At 54.5% G+C, this 25,682-nt stretch carries 24 protein-coding genes; 6 read left to right on the forward strand and 18 right to left on the reverse strand.

Annotated elements, in window-relative coordinates:
• Positions 1–58 precede the first annotated feature (58 nt).
• The 5 genes from ACFSW5_RS08485 to ACFSW5_RS08505 form a co-directional block, all read right to left on the reverse strand.
• Positions 59–1,120: an ABC transporter substrate-binding protein gene (locus tag ACFSW5_RS08485; protein WP_379271425.1), complete on the reverse strand. Its 1,062-nt coding sequence runs from the start codon at positions 1,118–1,120 to the stop codon at positions 59–61.
• Positions 1,121–1,250: 130 nt separating this feature from the next.
• Complete coding sequence (locus tag ACFSW5_RS08490; protein WP_379271428.1) at positions 1,251–1,919, reverse strand: VOC family protein; 669 nt, start codon at positions 1,917–1,919, stop codon at positions 1,251–1,253.
• 22 nt (positions 1,920–1,941) lie between these two features.
• Entirely contained in the window at positions 1,942–2,484 is a 543-nt protein-coding gene (locus tag ACFSW5_RS08495; protein WP_379271430.1) for an NADPH-dependent FMN reductase, read from the reverse strand.
• A gap of 218 nt (positions 2,485–2,702) precedes the next feature.
• On the reverse strand, positions 2,703–3,380 hold the full coding sequence (locus tag ACFSW5_RS08500) for a response regulator (protein ID WP_379271432.1): 678 nt from the start codon (positions 3,378–3,380) through the stop codon (positions 2,703–2,705).
• The gene (locus ACFSW5_RS08505) at positions 3,377–5,068 is read right to left on the reverse strand and encodes a GAF domain-containing sensor histidine kinase (RefSeq protein ID WP_379271434.1); all 1,692 of its coding nucleotides are present in this window, start codon (positions 5,066–5,068) and stop codon (positions 3,377–3,379) included. Before ACFSW5_RS08505 ends, ACFSW5_RS08500 begins: the two co-directional genes overlap by 4 nt.
• A gap of 445 nt (positions 5,069–5,513) precedes the next feature.
• Here ACFSW5_RS08505 and ACFSW5_RS08510 point away from each other — a divergent pair, with 445 nt between their 5' ends.
• On the forward strand, positions 5,514–5,798 hold the full coding sequence (locus ACFSW5_RS08510; protein WP_379271436.1) for a CD3324 family protein: 285 nt from the start codon (positions 5,514–5,516) through the stop codon (positions 5,796–5,798).
• A gap of 126 nt (positions 5,799–5,924) precedes the next feature.
• Here the strand turns inward: ACFSW5_RS08510 and ACFSW5_RS08515 are convergent, their stop codons facing one another.
• From ACFSW5_RS08515 to ACFSW5_RS08525, 3 genes are all read right to left on the reverse strand, one after another.
• On the reverse strand, positions 5,925–6,869 hold the full coding sequence (locus tag ACFSW5_RS08515; protein ID WP_379271438.1) for an NAD-dependent epimerase/dehydratase family protein: 945 nt from the start codon (positions 6,867–6,869) through the stop codon (positions 5,925–5,927).
• Between the two features lie 67 nt (positions 6,870–6,936).
• Positions 6,937–8,250 (reverse strand): UDP-glucose dehydrogenase family protein, encoded by a 1,314-nt coding sequence (locus tag ACFSW5_RS08520; RefSeq protein WP_379271440.1) that lies wholly within the window; start codon positions 8,248–8,250, stop codon positions 6,937–6,939.
• A gap of 236 nt (positions 8,251–8,486) precedes the next feature.
• Complete coding sequence (locus ACFSW5_RS08525) at positions 8,487–9,620, reverse strand: enolase C-terminal domain-like protein (RefSeq protein WP_379271442.1); 1,134 nt, start codon at positions 9,618–9,620, stop codon at positions 8,487–8,489.
• 210 nt (positions 9,621–9,830) lie between these two features.
• Here ACFSW5_RS08525 and glf point away from each other — a divergent pair, with 210 nt between their 5' ends.
• The 3 genes from glf to ACFSW5_RS08540 all read left to right on the forward strand — a co-directional run bounded on the left by glf (position 9,831) and on the right by ACFSW5_RS08540 (position 12,739).
• Positions 9,831–10,955, forward strand: coding sequence for a UDP-galactopyranose mutase (gene glf / locus ACFSW5_RS08530; protein WP_379271444.1), 1,125 nt, complete (start codon positions 9,831–9,833; stop codon positions 10,953–10,955).
• Positions 10,952–11,773: a hypothetical protein gene (locus tag ACFSW5_RS08535; RefSeq protein ID WP_379271446.1), complete on the forward strand. Its 822-nt coding sequence runs from the start codon at positions 10,952–10,954 to the stop codon at positions 11,771–11,773. The genes glf and ACFSW5_RS08535 overlap by 4 nt, the downstream gene beginning before the upstream one ends.
• A 96-nt stretch (positions 11,774–11,869) precedes the next feature.
• Positions 11,870–12,739: a glycosyltransferase family 8 protein gene (locus ACFSW5_RS08540; RefSeq protein ID WP_379271448.1), complete on the forward strand. Its 870-nt coding sequence runs from the start codon at positions 11,870–11,872 to the stop codon at positions 12,737–12,739.
• An 88-nt stretch (positions 12,740–12,827) separates the two neighbouring features.
• Here the strand turns inward: ACFSW5_RS08540 and ACFSW5_RS08545 are convergent, their stop codons facing one another.
• Both ACFSW5_RS08545 and ACFSW5_RS08550 read right to left on the reverse strand, forming a co-directional pair.
• The gene (locus ACFSW5_RS08545; RefSeq protein WP_379271817.1) at positions 12,828–13,907 is read right to left on the reverse strand and encodes an undecaprenyldiphospho-muramoylpentapeptide beta-N-acetylglucosaminyltransferase; all 1,080 of its coding nucleotides are present in this window, start codon (positions 13,905–13,907) and stop codon (positions 12,828–12,830) included.
• Between the two features lie 65 nt (positions 13,908–13,972).
• Positions 13,973–14,611 (reverse strand): cell wall hydrolase, encoded by a 639-nt coding sequence (locus ACFSW5_RS08550; protein WP_379271450.1) that lies wholly within the window; start codon positions 14,609–14,611, stop codon positions 13,973–13,975.
• Between the two features lie 243 nt (positions 14,612–14,854).
• Between ACFSW5_RS08550 and ACFSW5_RS08555 the strand changes: the two genes are divergently transcribed.
• The gene (locus tag ACFSW5_RS08555) at positions 14,855–15,367 is read left to right on the forward strand and encodes a nucleoside 2-deoxyribosyltransferase (protein WP_379271453.1); all 513 of its coding nucleotides are present in this window, start codon (positions 14,855–14,857) and stop codon (positions 15,365–15,367) included.
• A gap of 99 nt (positions 15,368–15,466) precedes the next feature.
• Here the strand turns inward: ACFSW5_RS08555 and ACFSW5_RS08560 are convergent, their stop codons facing one another.
• Together ACFSW5_RS08560 and ACFSW5_RS08565 are read right to left on the reverse strand one after the other, a co-directional pair.
• On the reverse strand, positions 15,467–15,886 hold the full coding sequence (locus ACFSW5_RS08560) for a hypothetical protein (RefSeq protein ID WP_379271455.1): 420 nt from the start codon (positions 15,884–15,886) through the stop codon (positions 15,467–15,469).
• Positions 15,887–16,079: 193 nt separating this feature from the next.
• Positions 16,080–17,462 (reverse strand): MFS transporter, encoded by a 1,383-nt coding sequence (locus tag ACFSW5_RS08565; RefSeq protein WP_379271457.1) that lies wholly within the window; start codon positions 17,460–17,462, stop codon positions 16,080–16,082.
• 152 nt (positions 17,463–17,614) lie between these two features.
• Between ACFSW5_RS08565 and ACFSW5_RS08570 the strand changes: the two genes are divergently transcribed.
• Positions 17,615–17,956, forward strand: coding sequence for an ArsR/SmtB family transcription factor (locus ACFSW5_RS08570; protein ID WP_379271460.1), 342 nt, complete (start codon positions 17,615–17,617; stop codon positions 17,954–17,956).
• A 108-nt stretch (positions 17,957–18,064) separates the two neighbouring features.
• On the opposite strand, the gene ACFSW5_RS08575 is transcribed toward ACFSW5_RS08570, so the two are convergent.
• From ACFSW5_RS08575 to ACFSW5_RS08600, 6 genes are all read right to left on the reverse strand, one after another.
• Positions 18,065–19,081, reverse strand: a complete 1,017-nt coding sequence (locus ACFSW5_RS08575; RefSeq protein ID WP_379271462.1) for an ABC transporter substrate-binding protein — start codon at positions 19,079–19,081, stop codon at positions 18,065–18,067.
• A gap of 94 nt (positions 19,082–19,175) precedes the next feature.
• Positions 19,176–20,003 (reverse strand): AraC family transcriptional regulator, encoded by an 828-nt coding sequence (locus ACFSW5_RS08580; protein WP_379271464.1) that lies wholly within the window; start codon positions 20,001–20,003, stop codon positions 19,176–19,178.
• 51 nt (positions 20,004–20,054) lie between these two features.
• Entirely contained in the window at positions 20,055–22,109 is a 2,055-nt protein-coding gene (locus ACFSW5_RS08585; protein ID WP_379271466.1) for an LTA synthase family protein, read from the reverse strand.
• A 219-nt stretch (positions 22,110–22,328) separates the two neighbouring features.
• Complete coding sequence (locus ACFSW5_RS08590) at positions 22,329–23,288, reverse strand: acetylxylan esterase (RefSeq protein ID WP_379271469.1); 960 nt, start codon at positions 23,286–23,288, stop codon at positions 22,329–22,331.
• Positions 23,289–23,646: 358 nt separating this feature from the next.
• Complete coding sequence (locus ACFSW5_RS08595) at positions 23,647–24,261, reverse strand: PH domain-containing protein (protein ID WP_379271471.1); 615 nt, start codon at positions 24,259–24,261, stop codon at positions 23,647–23,649.
• Between the two features lie 89 nt (positions 24,262–24,350).
• Positions 24,351–25,628, reverse strand: a complete 1,278-nt coding sequence (locus tag ACFSW5_RS08600; RefSeq protein WP_379271474.1) for an alpha-L-fucosidase — start codon at positions 25,626–25,628, stop codon at positions 24,351–24,353.
• Positions 25,629–25,682 lie beyond the last annotated feature (54 nt).

A 25,682-nucleotide genomic window follows, 5' to 3' on the forward strand; every position in this document is an offset into this window, starting at 1 on the left:
CCATACTTGAAATATGTATACAACTATTATACATATTCGGGCCGAATGCGGAAAACTTCTATTGCTGCCCGCCTTGGGTTATCAGCTTTACCGTATCGTCGATAATCTTCCCGTAAGCAACGAGACCGCTGCCAAGCCAATATTGTTCGTTCACCTCGTATACACGCCCCGCTTTCACGGCCGGGATAAGCTTCCATATCCGGCTGTCGGTCATCTCCTTCAACCTTTCCGCTCCTTGGCCGTCCTGATTGACGATAAAGATATAGTCGGCGTCAAGCTCCGGAAGCACTTCCATCGACACGTTTACGCTGTTTTCGTCTCCGACCGGCTCCGGGATGCCGAGGCCGAGTTCCTTGTGCACCACGTATCCGGCCAAATAATTGGCGCCCATCAGGCTGACGCCTTTGGCCGCGAACCGGATAATGGCCGCCTTCTTGCCGTCGGCCGCTTGAGCCAGCTTCTCCTTCGCTTCGCCAGCCTTCCGGTTGTAAGCCCGGATCGCCTGCTCGGCCTCTGCCGTTCTGCCGACCAAATCGCCGATGGTCTGAAGCGACTTCACCGTATCGCCCGAAGCGTTATTGAACACATAAGTCGGGGCAATCTTCGAGTAGCCCGCATAAGCGGCTTCATCGGCGTATCGGGCGGCATGCAAAATAATGAGGTCCGGCTCATACGTCATCAACTCCTCCGGCGAAGGCAGCCCCGCCGAAAAATCAAGCTTCGGCACATCCGCGAGCCGATCCTGCAAATATGGCTGGACGGAACCGCCGTTTGCCCATTGGGCGACAGGCTTGACGCCCAGCGTTACGAGCGAATCTTCCAAATACGGCGCAAAAATGCGCTTCGGCTGAGCCGGAATCGTCAATTCATGGCCGAGCTCGTCCTCGACCGTCCGCATCTCATCTGCGGCAGGCACAGTCTCTTTGGACTTTCCGGCCGCGCCATCGGGTTCGTTCGCCTCCCCTTGCGTGCCGGCCGAGGCCGTTTCCGAAGCGACCGCGCCGTTCTCCTTTTGCCCGCCGCAGCCGGTCATCAGACAGCCCGCGAGTCCGACGGACAGCAGTATGGCGATAAGCGATCGAACCCGTTTGCCGAACTGCTCCTTATGCATAAGAAGCATAGCCGCACCCCTTCCAATTGATAACTATTCTCAACGGTTAGGATTATATACGAGACTCGTTTCGATTCGCCATGGACAATATCCTGATCGACGCTTGGACATTTTCCGGTAAACGGCGGTTTCGCGTTTTTTAGCCGGAATGAGCCACTCTCCGAATATTGTCTCTTTCGAATTTAATAGTGCCCAGTCCTTCGACGACCGCTTCTACGGGATGAAACTCGGCGTCCTTGTCCGAGAAAAACCATTGCCTTCCTTCGCGGACCACGATGAACATGCCGTTCTCGTCGCCAAGCGGGGCGAAATCGCCGGATCCTTCCCTCCAATCCGGCACCCCTAGCCGATGCAATTGATCCGCAAGCGAAACGACGTCGTCCGTCGCGATCCCGATTTCGGCGATGCCAAGCAGATCCGCGGAAGAGAACGGATGCTCCGTCCGGTTATTTAACCGATGATGGGCGATCAGCTCCACAATGTTGCCCGCCGGGTCTTCGAAATAAACGGAATGGGCGTTCCAATTTTCGAAAAAAGCTTCATCCCGCCCTTCGACCTTGTTCAAGGCGACTCTGGACTTAAGCCATACTTTGGCCTCGTCGAATTTGTTCTCCGGGATATGAATGGCGATATGATAAAATGGTTCCCGTCCCGGTCCGGCTTCCTTGAAAACCAGCTTCGTTCCGCCGAGTTGGAACGCGACCCGGCCTGCGCCGCCGGGCGCCTCCGGAAGCTCCAGCACCTGTCCGTAAAAAGCTTTGAGCCGGTTAAGCCCGCTCGTTAACAACACCGCTTCCCGAAAACGCATCTTCATTCACCTCCGCTTCAGGTCAAACGACCTTCGCATTCGATAATTTCGACGCCAGCTCCACGAATGCTTCGAGCCCTTGCTCGGCCCGCGCGTCCAGCGCAGCGTCGGACGGATTTTCATACCTTGCCCGCTGGGCCCCGCCGATGGAGATCCATTCCGGGCAATTGATGCCATGCAAATTGCGCACGATCGTCTGCAGCTGCATCAGCGAGCTGACGCCTACCGCTCCGCCGGCCGAGCTGACGGACAATACCGGCTTGCCGGCGAAATGATCTTGCCCCAAGAAGTCGAGCGCATTTTTCAACACGCCGCTTATGGACCCGTGATATTCCGGCGTGGCCAAGACAATGCCGTCGGCCTCCAGCATGAGGCGGTTCAGCCTTTGCACCCCGGCATGACTCGCGAAGCTTTCGTCCGGCGAATAAAACGGCAGCGGCGTTTCCGCCAGATCGAACAAATCAACCTCCGCTTGCATCCGCTCCAGCCGCCGCGCCATCGCTTTGACCAATATCGTGCTTGTCGCGTTTCTCCGGTTGCTGCCTGCGATCATCACAATTTTCATACGTTACCCGCTCCTTTTCCAAAGTCCCGTTTATTTGTTGTTTTCCTTGCCTTGTAGCCTTATTGTAGCGGTTCCCCCGCGCCGCGGGCGTCGGCGGCAAGAATGAATTATTAGCGGCAAAGCTCTCAACCCGACGGCTGAGAGCTTCTACGACTTTGGTCCAATATTCGGGGGCGGATACGTCTGCCGTTATTGCCGATCCGAAGCCGCAGGCCGGCTTATTGCCCCAGGCCGCGCTTCACCGCATAGATTGCCGCTTGGGTGCGGTCGGCAAGCCCAAGCTTGTCGAGCACATGGCTCACATGCGTCTTGACCGTTTTTTCCGTAATGACGAGCGTTTCGCCGATTTCCTTATTGGACATGCCCGACGCGATCAGCCGCAGCACCTCCTGCTCCCTCGGCGTCAGCTGCTCCAGCATGCGGTCGTCTTCGCCGTTCGGGACCGGACTCTCCGCCTGCTCCTGCCGGCGCTCCGCTCCGGACAGATGGCTGACCAGCAGTCCGGCCGCGTCCGGATGCAGCTCGACCCGGCCCTGATGCACGCGGCGGACCGCCTCCACGAGCTCCTCCGGCTCGATATCCTTCAGCAGATAGCCTTTCGCTCCGGCTTGAATGGCCGGCAGCACATGATCCTGATCCGCGAAGGAGGTCAGCACGATAATTTTGGTCTCCGGCCAGGTCTCAAGCAGCCGGGCTGTCGTTTCAATGCCGTCCAGCACCGGCATGTTCAAGTCCATCAGAACGACATCGGGCCGAAGCTCGACGGCGCGCTCCAGCGTTTCTTGACCGTTAGCCGCCTCGCCGACAAGCGCAATGTCCGGCTGCGTCGCCAGAAACATTTGCAAACCGCGTCGGACCATCGCATGATCGTCCGCGATCAATAGCCTGATCTTCATCTCTCTCTCTCCCGTCTTGCTTTCGTTATTTCAAGCCTATTCAACGGAATAACGGCTTCGACGGCCGTCCCGCCGGCAAAGGTGCGCAGCGCGAAACGTCCTCCAAGCGCTTCCGCCCGCTCCCGCATCGTCGATAAGCCAAGCGAATGGCGCTTAAGCTCAAGCAGCCTCTCCTGCGTAATGCCCGGTCCGCGATCGGCGACGGTCAGCGACACCTCGTTCCGCCTTAGAACCAGAACCACGTCCGCCTCCGGCGTTCCCGAATGCTTGCTGATATTGTTAAGCGCCTCCTGCCCGATTCGCCATAACGCCTCCTCGACGGCACGCGGCAATTCCATGACGCCGGACACCCGCGTTGTAACCCGCAGCTTCAGCCGCTCCCCGTATTGCTTCAGCCCCGTCGCCAGCCCCTCCTCCAGTCCGGCCGGACGCAGCTGCATAATAAGCTCGCGCATTTCCTTCAGCGCGCTTTGCGACAAGCTCTGCATATCTTCCAGGGCGGCTTGCAGCGGCTCCTTCGCCTCGGACCCAAGCAAGCTGGCCGCGCCTTTGGACATCATCGCCAGCGAAAACAACGTCTGGCTGACGGAGTCGTGCAAATCCCGCGCCAGACGGTTGCGTTCCTCCATCCGCGCCAGCTCCCGCCGGCTCTCCTCGAGCCGGGCCCGCTCGAACGTGACGCCGATCAGCTCCGCCAGCGCTTCGATGACCTCGGCGTCAACCCGGTACAGCTCGCCCGGCTTATCGTAGCCGACCAGCAAGACGCCGCCGTTCTCCATGCCGGACGAAGCGACGGGAGCGGTTGCCGCATGAGCGACATGCGGCAGCAGACCTTGCCGTTCCAGCCACAAGGCAAGGCGCCGCGCCGTTTCGTTGCCGGCCACGGGCGGCAGCACGCCGCCTTCGGTCCCGTACCAATCGATGACGTCAAGCGCCGCATGGGCTTGCGGCAGAAACGTCCTCCCGTCCGCGTAGATCGCCCGGACGGCCATATCGCCGCCCGAAGGCATCAGAAGCGCCGCGCACGGCCAATCGAAATGGCGGCCGACGAGCGCCATCGCTTGCTCCCACAATGCGGCGCGGTCGCCCCCTCGAGCGGCGGCAACCCCTAGCGCGGCGCCGTATTCGCCGAGCTTCGCGAACAGCGACGCCCGCCGCTGCTCGGCGGCGTACAGGCGCGTCCGCTCGATCGCGCTTCCGATCTGGAGCGCGACGGCCTGCAGCAGCGCCAGCTCCGCTTCGTCGAAGTGCAGCTTTCCCGGCGCGGCCACGTTCAAGACGCCGAGACGCTTGCAGCCCGAGCGGAGCGGAACGGTCGCATGATGCGTAATGCCTTGCGTATCCCCCCAGTCGGACGCTTTCGCCTGCTCGATGCGCTTGCAGTTCATAATGTTGACGGCATTGTTGAGCCGTCCTTCCCGATACCGGTTCAGGCACCAGCAATTGCCGCAGCGCATCGGCTCTCCGCCGTTGCGGCACAAGCCCGGCGGCAAGTTGCTTCCGGCGGCAAATTCGTAGCCGCCCCCCTCCTCGACGAGAAACAGCCATGCGGCTTTAAGCCCTGTCAGCTCCAGCAGCTTTTCCAGAACGACCTCCAGCATCGGGCCGAGCTCCGTCGATTCGTTAAGCGTCTCGGCAATCGTTCTGAGCGTGGCCAGCTCCTGCATCGTCATGTCCCGCTGATCCATCTATTCCTCCCGCTCCTTCCGGGGCCGGGCGCTCCCTTTATGCCGCTCCCGCCCGTTAAACCGTTGCATTCGATAGCTCCATCATATCAAACTCCTCCCTCGTTTTACGAGACCGTTCCGCCGATATGAAATTCGACGGTGGGAAAAAACGGTTCAGGTCGTTTTAGCGCTTGCGGCCATGGCAGATTTTGTGGCTTAATATAGATGTCGGGCCGACGAAATGAACGGAAAGGAGGCTGAACGAATTGATTCAGAACCAGGAGGTGGCATTCGCCTAAAGCGGATGCCCCATTCACAGGGGAGCCCTTTCGGGGGCTCCTCCCATAGCTGTTCATGTACCGCCAAATATCCGAATAATCGAAAGGAGGAGGGTAAGCCATGTTCAAACCAAATACGGTTACGACCAACGATTGCTTTGCATTATTTACGATTGAGGAGGGCGTCGATGGGGCAATACAAGAACGGAAGAGATGTGCTTCCCCCCGAACTGCTGGAGCAAATTCAACAATATATTGACGGCGAGCTGCTGTATATTCCGAAACAAAACGAGCAAAGGGCCGGCTGGGGCGAACTTAGCGGCTCCCGCGAGAGGATCAGGCAGCGCAACGAGGAAATTTACGAAGCTTATTGCAGCGGGCGGACGATCGCGGAGCTGGAACGGATCTACTTCCTCTCCGGCGAAAGCGTGCGCAAAATCGTGGGCAAATTAACCCGCGCGGCAAGCTGCTGACGGCTAACCGAACAAATAAGCACCCCCGGTGGAGGTGCTTCCATAGATGAAGACCAGGACTGCCCGAATACGCGCAGTCCTTATGTCGTTATTCGCCGGCCGCCCGGATGCTCCAGCACGCGCCGTTCATAAACCATACAGCGAAGCGATATAATTCGCTTCCTGCTGCAAGCCGTATTCTAACGAAACAGAAGGGTCATACGACAACTCCGCTCTTGCTTTGGCAATATCGGCCCAAGTATGTTTAGGGTCCCCATATTGCTCCCGTTCAAACTTGAGAATCGGATTTTTCCCGGTAATTTTCCCCATTAGGCTAATCACATCGATCAATTCGACCGGCGAACTGCCCCCGATGTTATAGGCTTCCCCGTTTCTTCCATGCTCCAAAGCAAGCAGATTGGCGTTGACTACATCGTCGATATAGGTAAAATCGCGTGTCTGTTTGCCGTCTCCATAAACGATTATTTCTTTATTCTCCATCATATTTTTCAAAAACTTATGGAAAGCCATATCCGGGCGCTGCCCCGGACCGTACACGGTAAAATACCGAAGCATGACTACAGGAACGTTATAATTGGCAAAATAGAGCCCGCACAATTGTTCGCCGGACAATTTCGACACCCCGTATGGAGAAAATGGAGAAAGCTTCTGATCTTCTTGAGTCGGTCCATTCGTCAATCCGTAGACGGATGAAGTAGATGCGTAGATCATCTTGCGGATTCCGGTATGTTTCACCGCCTCCAACAGCTTCTGCGTAACCGATATGTTATGGATCACATAAAGTTGAAAGTCTTTGCCCCAGCTTGATCGGACTCCCGGCAATGCCGCTTGGTGAAACAAATAATCCTTCCCTTGGAGCAGCTGGATCAAATCCATCTTATCGAGATCGCTTTGAACCCATGTGAACGACGGATGATCCCGAAATCGCTTCATGTTATTTTCTTTTACCCATTGAGGATAATTGTCCAGAAAGAAGTCGACTCCCGTTACTTCATGTCCTTGCTCTAACAGACGATGAACCAGATGCGATCCGACAAAGCCGGCACATCCGGTAACCGCAACTTTAGCCATAGGGATACCCATTCCTTTCGCTTCGCTCAAGGGGCAAGACGGAATTTAATCCGTTTGCTTCGAGCGATTATTCGTGAATAATGCCGGTTTTCCGCCCTATCCCGTAATAACGAAATCCCAACGAGCGGAGCTTCCGAGCGTCCAGCACATTTCTTCCGTCCAGCACCAGCGGGGTTCTCATCTCTTGCATCACTTGGCCCCAATCGATCTTGGAAAATTGATCCCACTCGGTGATCAGAAAGAAGCAATCGCTTCCTTTCCAAGCGTCTTCCATGTTTCGCGCTACACGCACCCCGGGTAGTTTCAACTCGGGATGTTTATCGAATACCATTGGATCGTAAGCTGCCACTGTCCCGCCGCGGCGCTGTACCTCGGCAATAACCTTCAGGGCGGGAGACTCGCGAATATCGTCCGTTTCGGGCTTAAAGGAAATCCCGTATATGGAGACCGTCTTATTGTTTAGCCCATGCAGTTCGCCTTCCAGACGATCGATGAAGTAGCCGATCTGATCCTGGTTTACTTGCTGAGCCGACTGTACGATTAGAAGGTTTATTCCGTTATTATTCCCCATGTTGATTAATGCGGCGATGTCTTTGGGGAAACAGGAGCCTCCCCAGCCGATTCCCGCTCTTAAAAAATGAGGTCCGATTCGATGATCCAACCCGACTCCCGATGCAACTTCTTCGATATTTGCACCGTAAGCATCACAGACTCGGCCGATCTCATTGATGAAAGAGATTTTCGTGGCCAGAAACGCATTCGCCGTATATTTGATCAGTTGTGCCGTATTGCAGTCGGTTACGATAATCGGACAGCTCATGGAATGAAAAAGCTGTTTAACGGTTTCCGCCGCTTCAGGATTGTCCGAACCGATCACAATCCGGTCGGGATGCATGGTGTCGTAAAGTGCCGAGCCCTCCCGCAAAAACTCCGGATTCACAACCAAATCGACAGGCAGCGGTCTCTTTTGCGCTTTGCCGATCCATTCTCTCACCTTATCAACTGTCCCTAGAGGGACTGTGCTTTTGATCACGACTGCTTTATAGTCGTTCTGAGCCGCCCCGATCTGCCGGGATACTTCTTCAATGAAAGACAAATCGCTTGAACCGTCCGGCAGCGAAGGCGTTCCGACCGTAATATAGATTATTTTGCTGTGAGCAATCCCTTCCTCTATGTCCCCGGTAAACACTAAACTTCCGCGATGCAAATGTTTGATCAGTAACGAGTCGATCCCAGGCTCGTGGAACGGCAATTTACCTTGCTGCAGCATGGCTAATTTTTTACTGTCCTTTTCCACCGCGACAACTTGATATCCCAATTCACAGAACATCAACGCTGTGGTCGTTCCGACATAGCCGCATCCGATAACGGAGATATTCATGGCCAACACCTCACAGACTCTATGAAAAAATCAATAATCTATTATATTAAGATGCTAGACGGCACGATACGGACAACACCCTTTATCAATCCGCCCTACTTTAAGCCGACCAAAACCGCCGAAGCTCAATCGGTATCCACTCAAGTTGCTAAAAAAAACGGAACGGATAGCCATAAGCTAATCCGTCCCGCTTCAGGAACCTCGTAGTCTTTCGGACGACTCAATCGTGTTTTTTATTAGAGGACCCACCCCGATTTTAAAACCTCTCTCAGGAAATAGTCTTCGTCCAGCTGCAAACCGAATCCGGGCCGGAACGGAACCTCGGCCATGCCGTCTACGAGCTTGTATGCGGAGGCGTCAAGCCCGGGAAGTCTCACTTCATCCCATTCGATGTACATAAACCGTTGTATGAACGGAGCAATGTGGCAAGTTGCGTAGTTGCCGTACGGGCCGCCGTAATTATGAGGCGCTTGCCAAATCCCGGTTCCTTTAATATCGTCTTCTATATCCAATAAATTGTTAAACCCATGCCACCGAATATCGTATTGGACGATATCGATCAGCCCTTGTTTGGCCCAATCGATCAGCGACGGCGCCACGATAAGCCCTTCCCCGTCCGCGATCATCACTTGAATCTTTTCTTTGCTCATCCAGTTTTTCAAATCTTCGTAAAGAATAGGGTCCTCGTAGAAAGCTTCTTCTATAAAAGTAAGCTGCGCATCCGCCGTAGCGTACAATACTTCCTTTGCGAGATTGAGATTATAGCTGTTGTTGGCGTCGATCATAATTTTAGCGGCGCTTCCGACCGCTTCTCTGATTCCCTTAATGATTTCAATATCCCGTTTGGTGCCGTGTTCGAGAGACATATGTCTTGCCCCCCGGCCAACCTTGATTTTAAAAGCGCGAAATCCGTAATCCCATCCTTCCAAGGCTCTTTTCTGCATAAACTCAACCGCTTCCCGATCGTCGCCGATAGGAAGATCATCGAAATACAGGGTCGTTTCATAGCAGGGCACTTGAAGGGGACGCGTTTCGTCCGCATGACCGTCGGCAAGAGCATAGACCGGCAGCTTATAGATTTGACCGCACCAATCTAAAACCGGATACTCAATGTTACGGTATTCGGGACGGATTCTGCCATTCGGCAGAAATAAATCCGCAACGGAGACCCCTATGAGTCTTTCGGCTTGTTCCTTCGAAATTTTCGACCAACCGAATCCTTTTACCCCATCGATGGTGATTCTGACGATATCGTTAGGGACTATCCTTCCATGCACCCCTTTCCTTGCGTTGCAGCCGATGTCCCTCCATCTTTCGCCAACAATCGCCGCCTTCTCGATCCGTTCGATTCGTCCGCTCGGTATTTTCATAAATGATCCTCCCGCCCTCCGTATCACTCACTCTCATCTAATATATGAATGTTAATTCCCCTTGAAACGGCATATTCCTATTGCCGGATGGAGGACTGGCGCGGCTTTCTTCCTTTCCGAACGAATACCTATCGACGAATGCACAGGCGATGTCCCGCCAGGAGGAATAGACTGCATGGTGTGAAGCACATATAACGGGTGGTGATTCATGTGAAAACGGATTGGTTGATCGTCGGCGCCGGATTTACCGGAGCTACGCTGGCGGAGCGAATCGCATCGCAGCTGAACCAGAAAGTGTTGGTAGTGGAACGGAGAGATCATATCGGAGGCAACTCCTACGACTGCTACAATGAAGACGGGATCCTGGTCCATAAGTATGGCTCTCATACGTTCCATACCAATTCCAAGATGGTCTGGGATTACCTCTCTGAATTTACGGAGTGGAGACCCTATTTCCATCATGTGCTTGCCGTAGTCGACGGGAAGAAAATACCCGTACCTTTTAATCTGAATTCGATCTACACTTTATTTCCCCAGAAATACGCGGAGAAACTGGAAGAACTGCTCATTCAGCATTTCGGTTACGGCGTGAAGGTTCCTATTCTCAAGCTTCGGGAAAGCGCCAGCGGAGACCTCGGCTTTCTGGCGGATTATATTTATAAGAAGGTGTTTTACCGTTATACGCTGAAGCACTGGCAGCTCGATCCGGAGCAGCTTGACCCGTCCGTCACGGCGCGGGTGCCCGTATATATCAGCAGGGATAACCGGTATTTCCAAGACACCTATCAAGGCATTCCGAAGCACAGCTATGCGGAGCTCTTCCGGAAGATGCTCGATCATCCGAATATTCGGGTCCTCTTGAACACGGACTATCGCGAGGTGATCGATGAGGTTCAATATCAACGAATGATTTATACCGGACCGATCGACGCCTTTTTTAATTACAAGCACGGGACTCTTCCCTACCGCAGTCTTCGCTTCGACTTCCGCACTTTGAATCAGGAGTTTTTCCAGGAAGCCGGAACCATCAATTACACCAACGAATATGAATTTACCCGAATTCTTGAAACGAAACATCTAACGGGCCAAAAGGCGCCGCATACCACTATCACTTATGTGTATCCCCAGGAATACAACCAGGACGGCGATCCGTACTACCCCATTCCGCGTGCAGAGAACCGGCAGCTTTACAACCTATATTTACAGGAAGCGGAACAGATTAAGGATAAAGTACTTTTTGCCGGGCGACTGGCGGATTATAAATATTACAATATGGACCAGGCCGTGGCGCGCGCATTAACGCTGTTTAAAGAAATTAAAGAAGGCGGAGGATGAGGACCATGATTGTCTTTTCCTTGTTGGCGCATGAAAACGAAGACGGCGTGATGGATCAACTGAAAAATATGCGCCGGTTTGTCAAGGACTACTTTATCGTTGTTTTGTATAACGGGAGCACGGATCCGAATTTCGGCAAAAGGGTAATCGAAGAGTATGAGGAAGTGCTGGTCTGTCCTTATAGCAGGCCGATCAAATACAGAAAAACAGGAAGAGTTTTTTACGATGTAGCCCGATGGCTCGCCTCGGAGCGTATAAAATATGATTATCTCGTCTATTTGGAATCCGATACGATGTTTTTAGGGGAAGGGTTCCGGAAGTTCTTGGATAAACATCTGGAGGGGTACGACTACGCTGCGAAGCTTTGGAAGAAGTTCAATCCTAAAACACATAAAACGAGCTCGCCGGCGGAAAATTCAATGATCAAGGAATGGGGTCTGTGGCAAAAATATTTTAAGACCGACTATGTTTGCAAAACTTCGAATCCGTTCCAAACTTATAAGTACAGGACGGTTCAGAAAATTCTAAAAATCGCCGATCACAAGCGATTAGAATTATTTTTTGAAAAATCCAACGTCGAATGTTTGGGCGAGATGCTCTTTCCGACGTTAGCCAGAAAATGCGGCGCGAAAGTACGGCTATATCCGCGTTGGTTCCGAAAGTATTTGCGCTGGTCGCCTGAACTGCAAACGAGCGATATCGACACGGCGCTGGAAAAAGGAAAGTATATGCTGGCTCATCCGGTCAAAAGCGATGTCGTCCGTAAATATATTATAAGTAAACAAGATAACGAGGTTGCTGAAGGAGTGGGCTTATGATCGACGTTCATTCCTTGTTGGCTTTGCGGCGATATGAACAAAACTAGGAACCGATCCTAAGCAAATAAGGATGTGAATAGATTGAAGTTTCATATTGTGACGGCAACAAACAATAAATTCGCGAAACCCCTCGGAGTCATGCTCTATTCTCTGCTCTCCAATACAAAAAGCGCAAGCCAAATGATAATCTACATTATTGAAAGCGATCTGTCCCCGGACAACAAGAATAGGCTGGAAAAGGTAGTCGTGAACGCCGGTGCAAGCGTCAAGTTTCTGACGATTCCCCAGTCGATGTACAGCGGTCTGAAGACGCGGCCACATTTGCCCCAGGAAACGTATTACCGGTTGGCTATCCCGAAACTGCTCGACAAGAAGATTTCAAAAGCCCTTTATTTGGACGGCGACATCATCGTCAAGAACGACATTACAAGGCTTTGGAAGATTAAGCTGGGCGACTATTATGTGGCGGCGGTCAGAAGGCCGAAAATCCCTGACCAAGTGATCAAGAGGCTCGGGATCACCAAAAAATCGGATTACTTTAATGCAGGCGTCTTACTGATGAACTTAAAGAAGTGGAGAGAGCATAAAATTTCCGAAAAAATATTGGAATTCGGCAAGAAGAAGTTCTTAATCAAGTTCCCCAGTCAGGATCCGATGAACGCCGTACTAAAAGGCAAATGGTTGAAATTAAACCGCAAGTGGAACTACACTTCGACGTATGCAAGGATGAACCCTAATATAGATCCTTACATCATTCATTATTCGGGCCCGGATAAAAAGCCTTGGGATAACGACCGCCATGTTTTCCGGCATGAATACTTGAAGTATGAAAAGGAATTAGAATGGGATGTCTTAGAGGAAGCTAACGTATTGACGTATAGGCCCATAAAAAGATCAACGATTTACAAAAGACTGCGCCGACCTTCCAGTAAATTGGCCGGAAAAAAAAGTGTCCGAACCGGATAATAACCTCAAACTTAGGCTAATGACGGCAGCTAAAAACGGCAGGGGGCTTGCCTTTCAAGCCCCTGCTGCCGCCTTACCGTCATAAAAGCTACTTCCCGCCTGCCGCAGCCGTCTCCGTGATGAGCTCGAACAGCTGCTCCAGCGCGTCTTGGCGCCGCTGGCCTTCCATGTTGCGAATATACGTCTCGCGGTTCGCGTACAGCTTCTCCAAGCTTTCCGCGAGCGATAGCGGGGTCATGTTCTCCTCGTACAGCACCTCGCAAAACCCCGATTTCTCAAACGACTGCGCGTTCAAAATCTGGTCGCCCCGGCTTTGCTCCTTCGTCAACGGAACGAGCAGCATCGGCTTCTTCAAGCTCAAAAACTCGAATATCGAGTTCGAGCCCGCCCGCGACAGCACGATATCGGCCATGGCCAGCACGTCCGGCAGCTCCTCGTTCAAATATTCGAACGGCTTATAGGAGTGGTGCTTGATCGCCGGATCGACCTGCCCTTTGCCGCACAGGTGGACGACCTGGAACCGTTCGGTCAGCCGCGAGAGCGCCGCTTTGACGGTCTCGTTGATTTTCCGCGCTCCGAGGCTTCCGCCCATAATAAGCAGCACCGGCTTATGCTTCGTAAAGCCGCAAATCATCCGCCCTTTGTCGGCCCGCCCATGAGCCAGTTCCTCCCGCACAACCGCGCCTACATAGCGGGCTTTGCCTTTGTCGAGATGCTGCTCCGTCTCGGGAAACGTGGTGCAGACGGCTTTCGCAAACGGAATCGCAATGCGGTTCGCCAGCCCCGGGGTCAAATCCGATTCGTGGATAATAACGGGAACGCGGTTCAGCCACGCGCCAAGCACAACGGGCACCGAAACGAAGCCGCCTTTGGAAAAAACGACGTCCGGCTTCCGCTTCCGGATGAGCCGGTAAGCCTGGAACGCGCCTTTGACCACTTTGAACGGGTCCTTCACGTTTTGCCAATCCAAATATCTGCGAAGCTTGCCGGTTGCAATGCCGTAATAGCGCACATCGCCGAGCGGCTCGATAAGCTGCTTCTCGATGCCGTTCTCGGAGCCGATATATTCCACCTGCCAGCCCGCTTCCCTGAATTTCGGAATAAGCGCGAGGTTGACGGTTACATGGCCGGCCGAGCCTCCCCCGGTTAAGATCACTTTGTTCATAATGCTCTCCTCTGCCGAAAGTTTCTTTCCCTATTATATCGGCAAAAGCCCGTCATAGCACCTTTACTTTACTTGGCAAAAACATGGTTGCCGATTCGCGCCGTCACCGTCAGCGATCTCATAAAAGCGGACTCCGTTTGGCTTGCGTTGTAAAAATAAACGGCGTTGTTCGTCGGGTCGCTGCCGGTTGCCGCCGCTTTGGCCGCTTTGAAGGCGGTATCGTCCGGAATAAGCCAATACTGCCCGTTGGAAACGACGGAGAAAGCGTTCGGCTCAAAAATAACGTTATGCACCGTATCCGGAAATTGCGGCGAGTGCACGCGGTTCATAATAACCGCTCCGACCGCGACCTGCCCCCGATACGACTCTCCCCGCGCTTCGGAATAAATGACGCGCGCCAGCTTGGCCACCTCTTTTTTGCTTGCCGATACTTTCTTCAGCGCGCGCATCGTCATGGAGCCGGCGACGCCGTCGGCGGAAAGTCCGGCGTTTTTCTGAAATTTCATGACTGCATTGGTCGTGATGCTGCCGTAATAAGGAACGATTTTATAATCATAGTAGCCTAATATGGCCAGCCTGTATTGCAAGTCGGTTACCGCCGCGCCCGTCGCGCCCGGCTTCAGGGCCGCCGCTTCGGCCGGCTTATGTAAGACGATCGCCGTCAGCATCATCGTCAGCACGAATAAGAAGGATAACTTTTTGATCATCGATGGGGTCTCTCCTTTGCCGTATAATGGTTGCGTTCTAGAACGAAACCGATTGTAGCACACCCGGTCCGCCCATCTGCCGATTCCTAAAAAATTCTCATCGTACTTTCGAGTATCCGTCCCAGCCCTTACAAAAAAAGGCGCGCCTGACAGCGCGCTCAAGCCGTTATCCGCCATCGGGCCGTCCGAACGTGATATAATATCAAGCATCGGAACGATCATGGACAAAGGAGACCAACCATAATGAGCAACTTGAAAATCTATTTGGCCGGCTTCGAGGTGTTTTACCCGAACGCGGTGGAGCTGGGGAAAGAAATGAAGGAGCTGTGCGCGAAATACGGGTTTGAAGGCTTGTATCCGCTCGACAAGGAAATTAAGCCGCTGCCGACCGGCCGGGAGACGGCCGCCGCGATTTTCGAGGGCAATGTGAACCTGATCCGGGAAGCGGACATTATTATCGCCAACTTGAACCCGTTCCGGGGAGAGGAGCCGGATTCCGGCACGGTGTTCGAATGCGGGTTAGGTTACGGTTGGAACAAAAAGCTGTACGCCCATGTAAAGGATGCCCGCACGATGGCGGAGAGGCTGCAGCCGGGAACGGACCCGGAAACCGGGCTGTACCGGGACGGCATGACGATCGAGGAGTTCGGGCTTTCCAACAATCTGATGCTGAGCATACCGGTCACGATCGTGGAAGGCACGCTGGAGGACGCGCTGCGCCGCGTCCGCGCCGATCTTGAAGCGGAGCAGGCGTAGCGCGGGCGGGAAGCCTATAATGAGAAAATGCGCCTTGGAACCGATTCCGGCACCGAGGCGCATTTTTTTGCCGAATTATTGTTTCCTGTATTCCTTGACTCATAGAAACGGCTTCCGGTATACGAAATGCTCGCAGCAGGAATAGATCAAACCGATGAGCCCGCATAGAATCACCGCGCTGCTCTCGTGCAAACCGTATTCTACTACAAAATCCTCTTTATATATGAAATCGAATAGAAGCAAACCGCCGAACCCTCCTAACGCCACATAAACGACGATCCGGGGAAGGAGCCTCTTATACAGCTTCCGTATTAAAAGTGCGAACGGAAACAGCGTAAAAGGATAAAAGAGAAAGGCCGCCAACAGAAACATAACAATGAACGTCCCTCCGATGTTTCTCAGCCCGTAATATTCCGTGGTTGTAATTTTATAGCCTTCCGCGACTTCCAATGCCGTAACGCCGGCCGTAAACAAAACGACGAATACGGCCCATAATATAAGATGGTTGACGATATGCATATGAACCTGCGCCCCCGTCCAGTCGAGTTCTATTACATCAAGACGGTAAAAGAAAGAACAAGGTTTCACTTCGAAGAAGAGCGAGCCCGACAGCGTTTAATGATGCCCGCAGCCGCAACGTCTCGCACTAAAGTCTGGACCGTCCACAACACAACTTTCGCATACGCTGATAACGGAGGAAAAATACCATGCCTTATAAGGCCCTGCGCGCGCGCACCGCATCCGCCGCTAGGTAGACCAAGGCGCTTGTTACGGCAATGGCTGCGGCTGCGGTCATTCCCCAGAATATTCCGGCGTATACTTTACCGGCAGGGACCCCGCCGAACGAAGCCAACACGCTGCCGGTAACCGCCACGCTAAAGGCGCCGCTGAAAAACTGCATGAGCTGGAACAACCCCATGCCCGCGCCAACCGAGGACTCCGGCAGAATGCGCGACAGCTCGTTGGAAACGCCCGTCGTAAGCGAAGTGAAACCGACGCTGAGCAGCACATAAGCGGCCATGACCGCGTAGAAGGACCATCCGGACAGCAACGCGAACGATACGGCGGCGGCAACGAGCACCCAAGGCGCATACCGGAACAGCAGCCGATTGCCGTGAAGGTCGATCAGTCCTCCGATTTTGCGGGAGATGAGCATCGACACAAGCGCTCCGGGGAAAATAACGAGCCCGGCTTCTCCGGGCGTCAAGCCGTAGGAATGGGCGAGCAGCTGCGGCAGCAGGAACAGCGAGCAGAAGCTGCACATGTACGATACGATGCCGAGCAGGCTTAACGTCATGTAAGCCTTGTTGGCGAACAGCGCCGGCTGCACGAACGGATTGCGCGCGCTGCGGATTCGCAGCCAGAATAACAGCAGCGAAGCCGCTCCCGCCGCAAGGGCAATCCAGCTTCTGCTCGTCATAAAGAGCAGCAGCCCGGTCGTTCCGACGCCGATCAGGACCGCTCCGGCAAAGTCGAAGGAGACGGCCTGCGCTTTTTCGCGGGGCAGCAATTTCACGAAAAAAGGGATCATGAGCAAGCTTAGAGCCGATACGGCAAACAGATCGTGCCAGCCGAGATACTGCGTAATGGCCCCGCCGAGCACCGGGCCGATTCCAAGGCCAAGCGAGCTGGCCGACATGATCACCGCCATCGCCTGACCACGCCGTTCCGTCGGGATAAACCGGGCGACCAGCACGATGCCCAGCGCCGGAATGGAGGCGGCGCCGGAAGCTTGAATGAGCCGGGCGATCAGAAGCATGGCGAAATTGCCGCTCGCCAGTCCCAGCAAGGAAGCCAGGCCGAAGGACAGCAGCCCGACCGTAAACAGCGTCCGGATCGGCAAATAATCCGAAAGCCGGCTGTACGTAATCGAGGAAATCGCGAATATGATCGAATACCCGGTCACGATCCAGGAGGCCGTAGTCGAAGACAACCCGTACTCCAGCGTGACTGTCGGCAGCGCTAAATTAAACATCATCGTGTTCATGACGACAAGCACGACCGTCATGCCCAGCAGCAGCGTCACGGCGTTTTCCTTAATCCGAACCTCCGGCTGAAGCCGCGCCGCGTTCTCTGCTTTTAATTCGGTACTCATACAGTAGGTTATCCTCCTTATGGCGATCTGTGTCCTTTTTTATGATCGCCTTAAAGTTCTATAGTTATCGAACAATAGAAATAGTATCATGGAATATGTTATACTTCAATTAAAACTTTTCGACAAACATAGATAGCAAGGAGGGTCCCCGGATGAAACCGTTATATCATCCCGCCCCGGAAGATATACAGCTCACCACGGTGTTATACGCCTTAAGCGATCCTGTACGCCTGAACCTCGTTATTCAAATATTGGAGGTCGGCGAGCAAGCGTGCGGGGATTACCAGATTCCCGTCGCCAAATCGACGATGTCCCATCACGTCAAAACGCTGCGCGAGGCGGGCATCGTCAATACCCGCATACACGGCACGCAGCGCCTGCTTTCGATCCGCAAGAAGGACTTGGAAGCCCGTTTCCCGGGCTTGCTTGACGCCGTTATCGGCGGAGCCGTCCGGACGGGCGCTTTGCCGGTTACCGGCAGCTCTGGCGAATAATGCGCAGCCCCGCAACCGAAACGCACGGCATGAGCGAAAAAAAAGGATGAACGGAATCTTGTTCCGTTCATCCAGCCTTTCGGCAAAGCCCTGTTGCCGGGAGACGTTTTATTTCAGTCCTTCCATAATGCCGCCGATGACGTCCAGCCCTTTCGACTGCCCCATCGCCAGCGGTCCGACAATTTCCGTGTCGATTACGAACACTTTATCGTTTTTGACGGCCTTCAGCTGCTGCCAGACCGGATTTTGGTTCAGATCCTCCAGCTTCAGCTCGGCCGTATTCGTGAAATCCTCTCCCAGGAAAATATAATCCGGATCGGCTTCGGTTACGCCTTCGAGGCTGATTTCGCCCCAATCCTTCATCCCTTCGAATTTCTTGAAGCCAAGCCGCTCGTAATACGGCTCCATCCGCACGCCGCCGTAGTAATTGAAGCCTTTCCCCCAGGTCATCATAAACATGGCCGTTTTGCCTTGCTCGCCGGTCGTCTTCATCCGTTCCGCCACCGCCTGCAGCTTCTCGTCGTAGCTTTCCTTATATTGCTTCGCCTTCTCCTCTTCCCCGAGGACGGAAGCGACCTTCTCGATCGTATCCTGCCAGTTTTCCGACTGGGTAAAAAGAATCGTCGGCGCAATTTTGTTCAATTGGTCATAAAGCTCCGCGTCGCTCTCCCAGGCGATAATGACGTCCGGGTCAAGCGCGACAAGCTTCTCCATATCGACTGCGTCGCCAAGATCGGCAATCGCCCCGTCCTTCGTATACGGATCGTAGACCGGGAAGTTTTGCAGCGATTTCAAGCCTACGACGCCGGCCACAACGTCCTGCCGCCCGATCGCAAACAAGTGGTCCGCATACGGAAAGTAAGTGATGGCCACCTTTTTTGGCGCTTCCTCCAAGACCGTTTCCCCTTTGTCGTGCTTGATCGTTCTCGGAAATCCGGCTTCCGCGGACGGCGAAGCTGGCGGAGTCTCCGTGCTCCCTCCCGGCGCCGCGCTGCCGTTAGACGCGGTATTGCCGGCGGACGCCCCGCTGCCGTTTGACGGCGCATTGCCGCAAGCCGCCAGCATCATAACAAGCGCGATCGCGCTAATTGCATAAATCCATTTGCTCCGATTGAACCTTTTCATCTTGCTCCCCCACTCAACTACTATTCGATAATGATTTTCATTATCGACATTATATAAAAAGATCGAATGAGTGGAAATAGACAAATCGTCAAAATCAGGTGGACGATTGCCCAAATCCGGAGCGGAACGCCGTCGGGGTGACGCCGGTATGCTTTTTGAACAAGCGGCTGAAATAATGGGCATCGGCGTAACCGACGCTCGACGCAATCTCGTTTACGTTGCAAGGGCTGGCGGCGAGCAGCTGCTTGGCCCGGTTCATTCGGTGCTGAATCAAATAATCGATCGGAAACAGCCCCGTATATTTGCGGAACAAATACGAAAACCGCTTGACGCTTAGGCCGTGCATGTCCGCCAGCTGCTTCAGCGTCAGCGGCTCCATATAATGGCCGTGAATGTATTCCATCGCTTGTTCGACGACGGTTGTGCTGTCCCGGTTCCGCTCGTTGCGCATGCCGGTCAGGATATGGAACAGCAGGCCGTAAAACAGCTCCTTGACGCGCACCGCCTGCATCGGTCCGGGGCTTGCGCTCGCCGAATGCAGCGCGGCCAGCTTTTCTTCCAGATTCGGAATCCGCCGCCCGTCCAACCTGTAATGGGCTTCGGAATATCCGGCCGGCTCCCCCTTCGGCCCGTTCAGAGCGTAATGAATGAGAATATATTCAAAACCGGACGGGCCAACCTCAAGCCGAAGCGTCATCCGTTTGCCGCCGTGAACGATGCTGCCGGGAACTAATTCGTAAGGCGTGCCGTCGAAAATAAAGGATGCTTGTCCCCGCAGCGCAAATACGAAGCCGGCGCTTGGCGTCGGACGGTCCTTCGTATGGCCGTAATAGCTGCCGGGCTTTAATTCGCTTCGATATACCCCGGCAATCGTCAATGCCCCTTCGGCGAATTGCCGGGCCAGCTCGTTCAAATCCGCCATCCGTCGCCCCTCCCGTCCATCCGGATCGTCTTCCTTCCTATCCGCTTGCGGTTACCGCTTCGGCAGCAGCCGGACGTACCGGTCCGACAGCTCCATCAGCTTCATGACATAATCGTAGTCGGCCCGGTAAGCGCCGAAATCGCCGACGGGCTGCAGCGTATCGAGCGAAATGGCCGTCCCGTCGGCAAACGACGAGCCGGGAATAAAAACGACGTCGTCGTTGAAAAACGATCCCGTCGGCAAATAATATCTCATCCCGATCACGTTGCGGTCAACCGCAAGCAAATTGCGGCCGAACGCCGTGAAGCCTTCGTCCGCAAGCGGGATGCCCAGCAGCCCGGCAGCCGTCGGCATTATGTCGAGCTGGCCTCCCGTCGTTTCCACCGTCCGTCCGGCCGTCCCCGGCACATGGAACAGAAGCGGAATGTTAAAGCGGCTGATACGGGAATCGTAAGCGATGCCGAGCTGCGTTCGGATAAATTCGTCGTTTGCCTTCTCCGGCTGCACGCCGAAATGGTCGCCGTAAACGACCAGCATCGTATGCTCCCAGATGCCTTCCGCTTTAAGCCGGTCGATCAGCGTGCCCAGCGCATAATCGGCATAGCTTGCCGCTTGCAAATAATCGCCCAGAAACGTGCCGTCCAGCCCTTCCGGCAGCTTAAGCCGCTTCCGGTCGTCCGGCACTTGAAACGGATAATGGCTGGAGGCTGTAACGAACTGCGCGTAAAACGGCTTGCCCTCATCGCTCAGCTTCTTCAGCTCCTCGGTACCGAAGCGGTACAGCTCCTCATCGGAGGCGCCGAAGTCGTTGAAATGATCGTTCGTGTAATACGGCTTGTCGTAATACTTATCGAATCCGAGCGCCGGGTACAGCATATCCCGGTCCCAGAACGTCACGTCATTGACGTGGAAAGTGGCCGACGTGTAGCCCCGTGCGGCCAGCAGCCGCTGCAAACTCGGAAGCTCCCGGTCCCCGTAGCCCGTCGACATCGCGGCCTCGCCCGTCGGATAAATGGACGTTCCCGACATAAACTCGGCGTCCGACGTATTGCCTTGCCCGATCTGCTGATACACATGGGGAAAATAGTAGCTTTCCTTCGTCAGCGAATTGAGCACCGGCGTCACCTCCTGCCCTTGCACTAAGAGGCCGATCGGGAAAGCTTGGAAAGCCTCCAGCTGAATGACGATGACGTTCATCCCTTTCGCCGCGCCAAACGACTCGCCTTTCCCTTCCTGGCCCGTTGCGCCCGGTTCGCCGTCCACGTACGGATAGCTTTGCTGCAGCGCCTCGATTTCGGCTTTCGTCTCTTCGAGGCTGGCGCCTTTTAAAGCGATCGCCTCCCGGCTTTGGCTGATGGCCGCCGCCACTTCGTAGCTCAGCAGCCCGAGTCGTTCCGACTGGACAAGCTCGTTCGTCACGTGGCGATTGTCATAGACATACAAGACGGAGACGGTAACTCCCGCCGCCACTCCGAGAAGCAGCCATAAGCGTGCCGCCGCGCGCCTGCGGACGGTTCGAACGCCGGTCCGTTCCCTGGTTGACCGCACATCGCCTTGTCCGGCTGCGGAAATAACGACCGGCGTTTTGGATTCGATGTCCGTTCGCACGTTCCCCCCATTGCCGCCATGCCCGGTTGCCGGACTAAGGGTCCGGCCGCCTGCGCGGCGTTTCCGAACCTTTTGGACAACAATAAAGACCAAGCAACCGATAAGGATTAGAACGATATCGGCAAAATAACTATAGTAAACCGGCCGGATAAGCGCATCGACGCTCTCGCGGACTTGTCCGACCTGATCGATGGCCTTAAGCGCCGTATAAGTCGGCACCGAGCCGTAATAGGCGAAGTATACGGTAACCGCAAACAACACGACGGACAAAACGGCGTTAGCCGTTCCATAAGCGGCGTTCCTCCAGCGCGAAGACGCGGCAAGCCCGATTAGCGACAGCAGCGCCAGCACGGACGCGGCGTCCGCGACCAGATGGCCGGCGGCCGAAATCCCGCCGTAAAGCCAAAAGCGAAGCAGCGCCAGCTTCAGCAGAAGCAGCGCCGCCGTTATCCAGAACATCGGCAGCCTGCGTTTCGGTCCCGATTTTTGCTGCTTCATAACGAGCAAGACCCCTTCCTGTATCCAACAAAAGAAGAAGCCCTCTAGACGGCGGCTTCTTCCAACTTCTATGAATTATGAAGTTTATGTTAATACAAGAGCGGTCCGATCGCAACAAAGCGGAAGGAAGTGGCACCAGATGCACGGCTTTCCGGACATGCGGCCGGCCGGCGCAGGCCATCCGCCGCTTCGGTCGCAACCTCCGGGCGGCGCCGGGACCTACAGCTTCAGCAGAAACTGCATCGCCTTCTCGCCGAAGCCCGGCAAATGCTCATGCCCGAAGTCGGGATAAATTTCGGCCGATTTGTTGGAGCGGATTTTGTTGAACGCGGCGAACTGCGTGGACGGCGGGCACACCGTGTCGGCTAAGCCGACACCCATCAGCACCTCGCCTTGGATGCGTTCCGCCAAATGTTGAATGTCGATGTACCCGAGCCGGGTAAAAATTTCATCCTCCCGCTTATGCTGCGGGTCGAAATGGCGGAAAAACGTCTTCAGCTCGGCATAAGCGTCCTTCGCCAAATCCATCTCCCAAACGCGCTTATAGTCGCTCAGGAACGGATAAACCGGCGCCAGCCGCTTAATCCGCGGCTCTAGCGCCGCACAGGCGATCGTGAGCCCGCCGCCTTGCGAACCGCCCATCGCGCCGACCCGCTCCGGATCCACCTCGGGCATGCTCATCGCGATGCCGGCCAGCTGAGCCGTATCGAGGAATATATGGCGGAACAATAAATTATCCGGATGGTCGTTCAAGCCGCGGACGATATGGCCGTTCATCGTCGTTCCTTTCACCCCGCCGGTATCCTCCGAATAACCGCCTTGTCCTCGGCAATCCATCGCAAAGACCGAAAAACCAAGCGCGGCATAATTCAGCTTATCCGTCCAGTCCCCGGCATTGCCGGTATATCCGTGAAACTGGACAACGGCGGGATGCGGTTCGGCCGCGTTTTTCGGGCGTATGTATTTCGCATGGATTCTTGCGCCCCGAACGCCGGTAAAATACAAATCGAAGCATTCGGCGAAAGGCACCTGGAATTCGCTTGGCACAAGCTCCACGTTCGCGTCCGCCGCCCGCATCTCGGCGATGGCGCGGTCCCAATATTCGTCGAAGTCGGCCGGACGAGGGTTGCGCCCCTCGTATCGGTAAAGCTCGCTTAAAGGCATGTCAACTAACGGCATAACTTCATTCCTTTCAAGTAAAGCGTAATCGCTTACATTATATTTTCTCTATTATAACGGATGCCGTTCCGCACGCACACCCCAAGGATAGTATGGAGAAAAAAATCGCCCGATACCGAAATCATTGCCCTCTAGCGGTTTTCCGCTCCTTTTTGCCGTTATCCCGTCAGCTCAGAACCTTCCTTCATGCTTATTTCTCGGCGCCGTGTCCGGCGAATGCTCAACGGAAGCCGTTTCGTCCGTACGAAGCATGCCGCCTGCAAAAGTGCAGAGTTCGAAAGCTAATACTTTCTGATGTGGCAAAAGAGGGGCTGTCCGCACCGTCAAACGATGCCGGGACATCCCCTCTTCATTTATGCTACAAATTGATATAACGCTCGAAGATTGCTCCGAAATCTTTGGTCTTGTACTTCTTGTAGTTATCGGTCATCCAGTCGAAAGCCGCTTTGTTGATCGCGTTGAACTGCTCCGCCAGGTTGAACTCGGCCCGATGAATGCTGCTGACCGTCGAAGTGGCGAGCTCCAGGCTTTGCTTGGCGTAATCCAAGTGGAGCTGGTTCTCCCGCGTAATTTCGGCGATTTTGATCAGCGCCTTGTATAAATCCTTTACTTGCTCGATATGCTTCTTGTTGACGTCGATCGAAAAAGCCGCGGTGCCGATCGTAAATTTGATCTCCACGTCCAAATCGACCGTTCCCGCCGTTTCAAGCGAAACGTTGGAGATCGGGTACGAGCTGTACGGGTAACGGTTGAGCGTACGCTTTTTGCTGATGGCGCTGGTGCCGTCGAGATGGATAAGCGCCAGATTGGTAAAGCAGTACTCGTCCGTTTTCGATTTGATCAAAAAGTAAATTTTTTCGTTGTCCTCATGAAGAACATAATCGTCGGAATCCACTTTGTCGAAATTCGACGGATGAATGACCGAGCCGATGTCGCTTAAGCCTAATACGTCTGCCGCTACTTTGCCGAACATATCGCTTCACTCTCCCAGGTGTTTTTTAGAAGTGCCACCCCTCTATTATAGAGATATGCTGGGAGATTTACCATCCGTTTCAAAACGCTCTAATCCGCAAGCTCAAGCTCGATGACGGTGTCGATCTCGTCGGGCAGCGCAGCCCCTTTCAGCCATATAAACGCGCCGCCCGCGGTATCGGAATACTCTTCGGCCATCCAAGGCGTTTCCACCTTCAGTTCGGAGCCGTCCCGCAGCAAGCGGGCTTTGCGGATCTTGCCCTTTAATTGCGCAAAATAAATCGGACCGATGCCGCGGTCGAACACATGGGCGTACAGCTTGTTGCCCTTCTGCGTGTAGCGTCCCCACTCCGGCTTCGGGAGCGCCGACATCCCCGCGCCGTAAACGCTCTCGCCGTTTAACCGGAGCCATTCCCCTACTTCCCGCAGTACGGAAAGCGACTCGCGATTTATTTCCCCTTTGGCGTCCGGGCCGACGTTCAGCAGCATGTTGCCGTTTTTGCTGACGCATTCGACGAGCGAGCGGATCACCTGCTTGGGCGACTTATAGTTCCGGTCCTCGGCATGATACCCCCAGTTATCGTTTAGCGTAATGCACGCCTCCCAAGGCACCTGCTTGCCGTTCGCGTCGACGATTCCGCCGGGAGGAATAATTTGCTCCGGAGAAAAGAAGTCGCCGGCATACTCCTCGGGTTCGGCGCCCCGGATGTTTCCGCCGAGCCGGTTGTCGATGACGATATGCGGCTGCAAGGAACGAACCATGCGGACAAGCTCGGTTGCCCTCCATTTTTCCCCGGTCATCTCGTCGTACGAGAAATCGAACCACATGATATCGATTTTGCCGTAATCGGTCAGCAGCTCCTTCACTTGGCCGTGCATGTAGTCCAAATAACGGTCGAACCGGATGGGCTTATCCTTCGCCGCCGGATTGTCCCGGTCGGGATGGGCCTTGTCGCCGTATCCCGGGTAATCGTCATGATGCCAGTCGAGCAGCGAATAATAAAGCCCGACGGCGATGCCTTCGGCGCGGAAAGCGTCTGCATATTCGCGGACCAAATCGCGCGCGGCGGGGGTGTTCGTCGCTTTGAAACCGGTCAGCTTGCTGTCGAACAAACAGAACCCGTCATGGTGCTTGGCCGTAAGCACCGCGTATTTTTGCCCGGCCTGCTTCGCCGCTCTCGCCCAAGCCTTCGGATCGTACCGGGAGGCGTCGAATTCCTCGAAATACTTCATATATTGCTCCCGGGTCATCCGCTCGTTGCCGCGGACCCATTCCCCTCTCGCCGGGATGGAATACAAGCCCCAATGGATAAACATGCCGAACCGGTCCCGCAAAAACCACCTTGTTCGTTCTTCCCGCGTTTTCATAGATAGCCTCCTTGTCCAAAAGGAATATGCCTTGCCGTCCGCTGCTTCCTTTGC

Origin of the sequence: Paenibacillus thailandensis, assembly GCF_042685365.1 — a bacterium.
GTDB classification, from domain to species: domain Bacteria; phylum Bacillota; class Bacilli; order Paenibacillales; family Paenibacillaceae; genus Paenibacillus_AP; species Paenibacillus_AP thailandensis.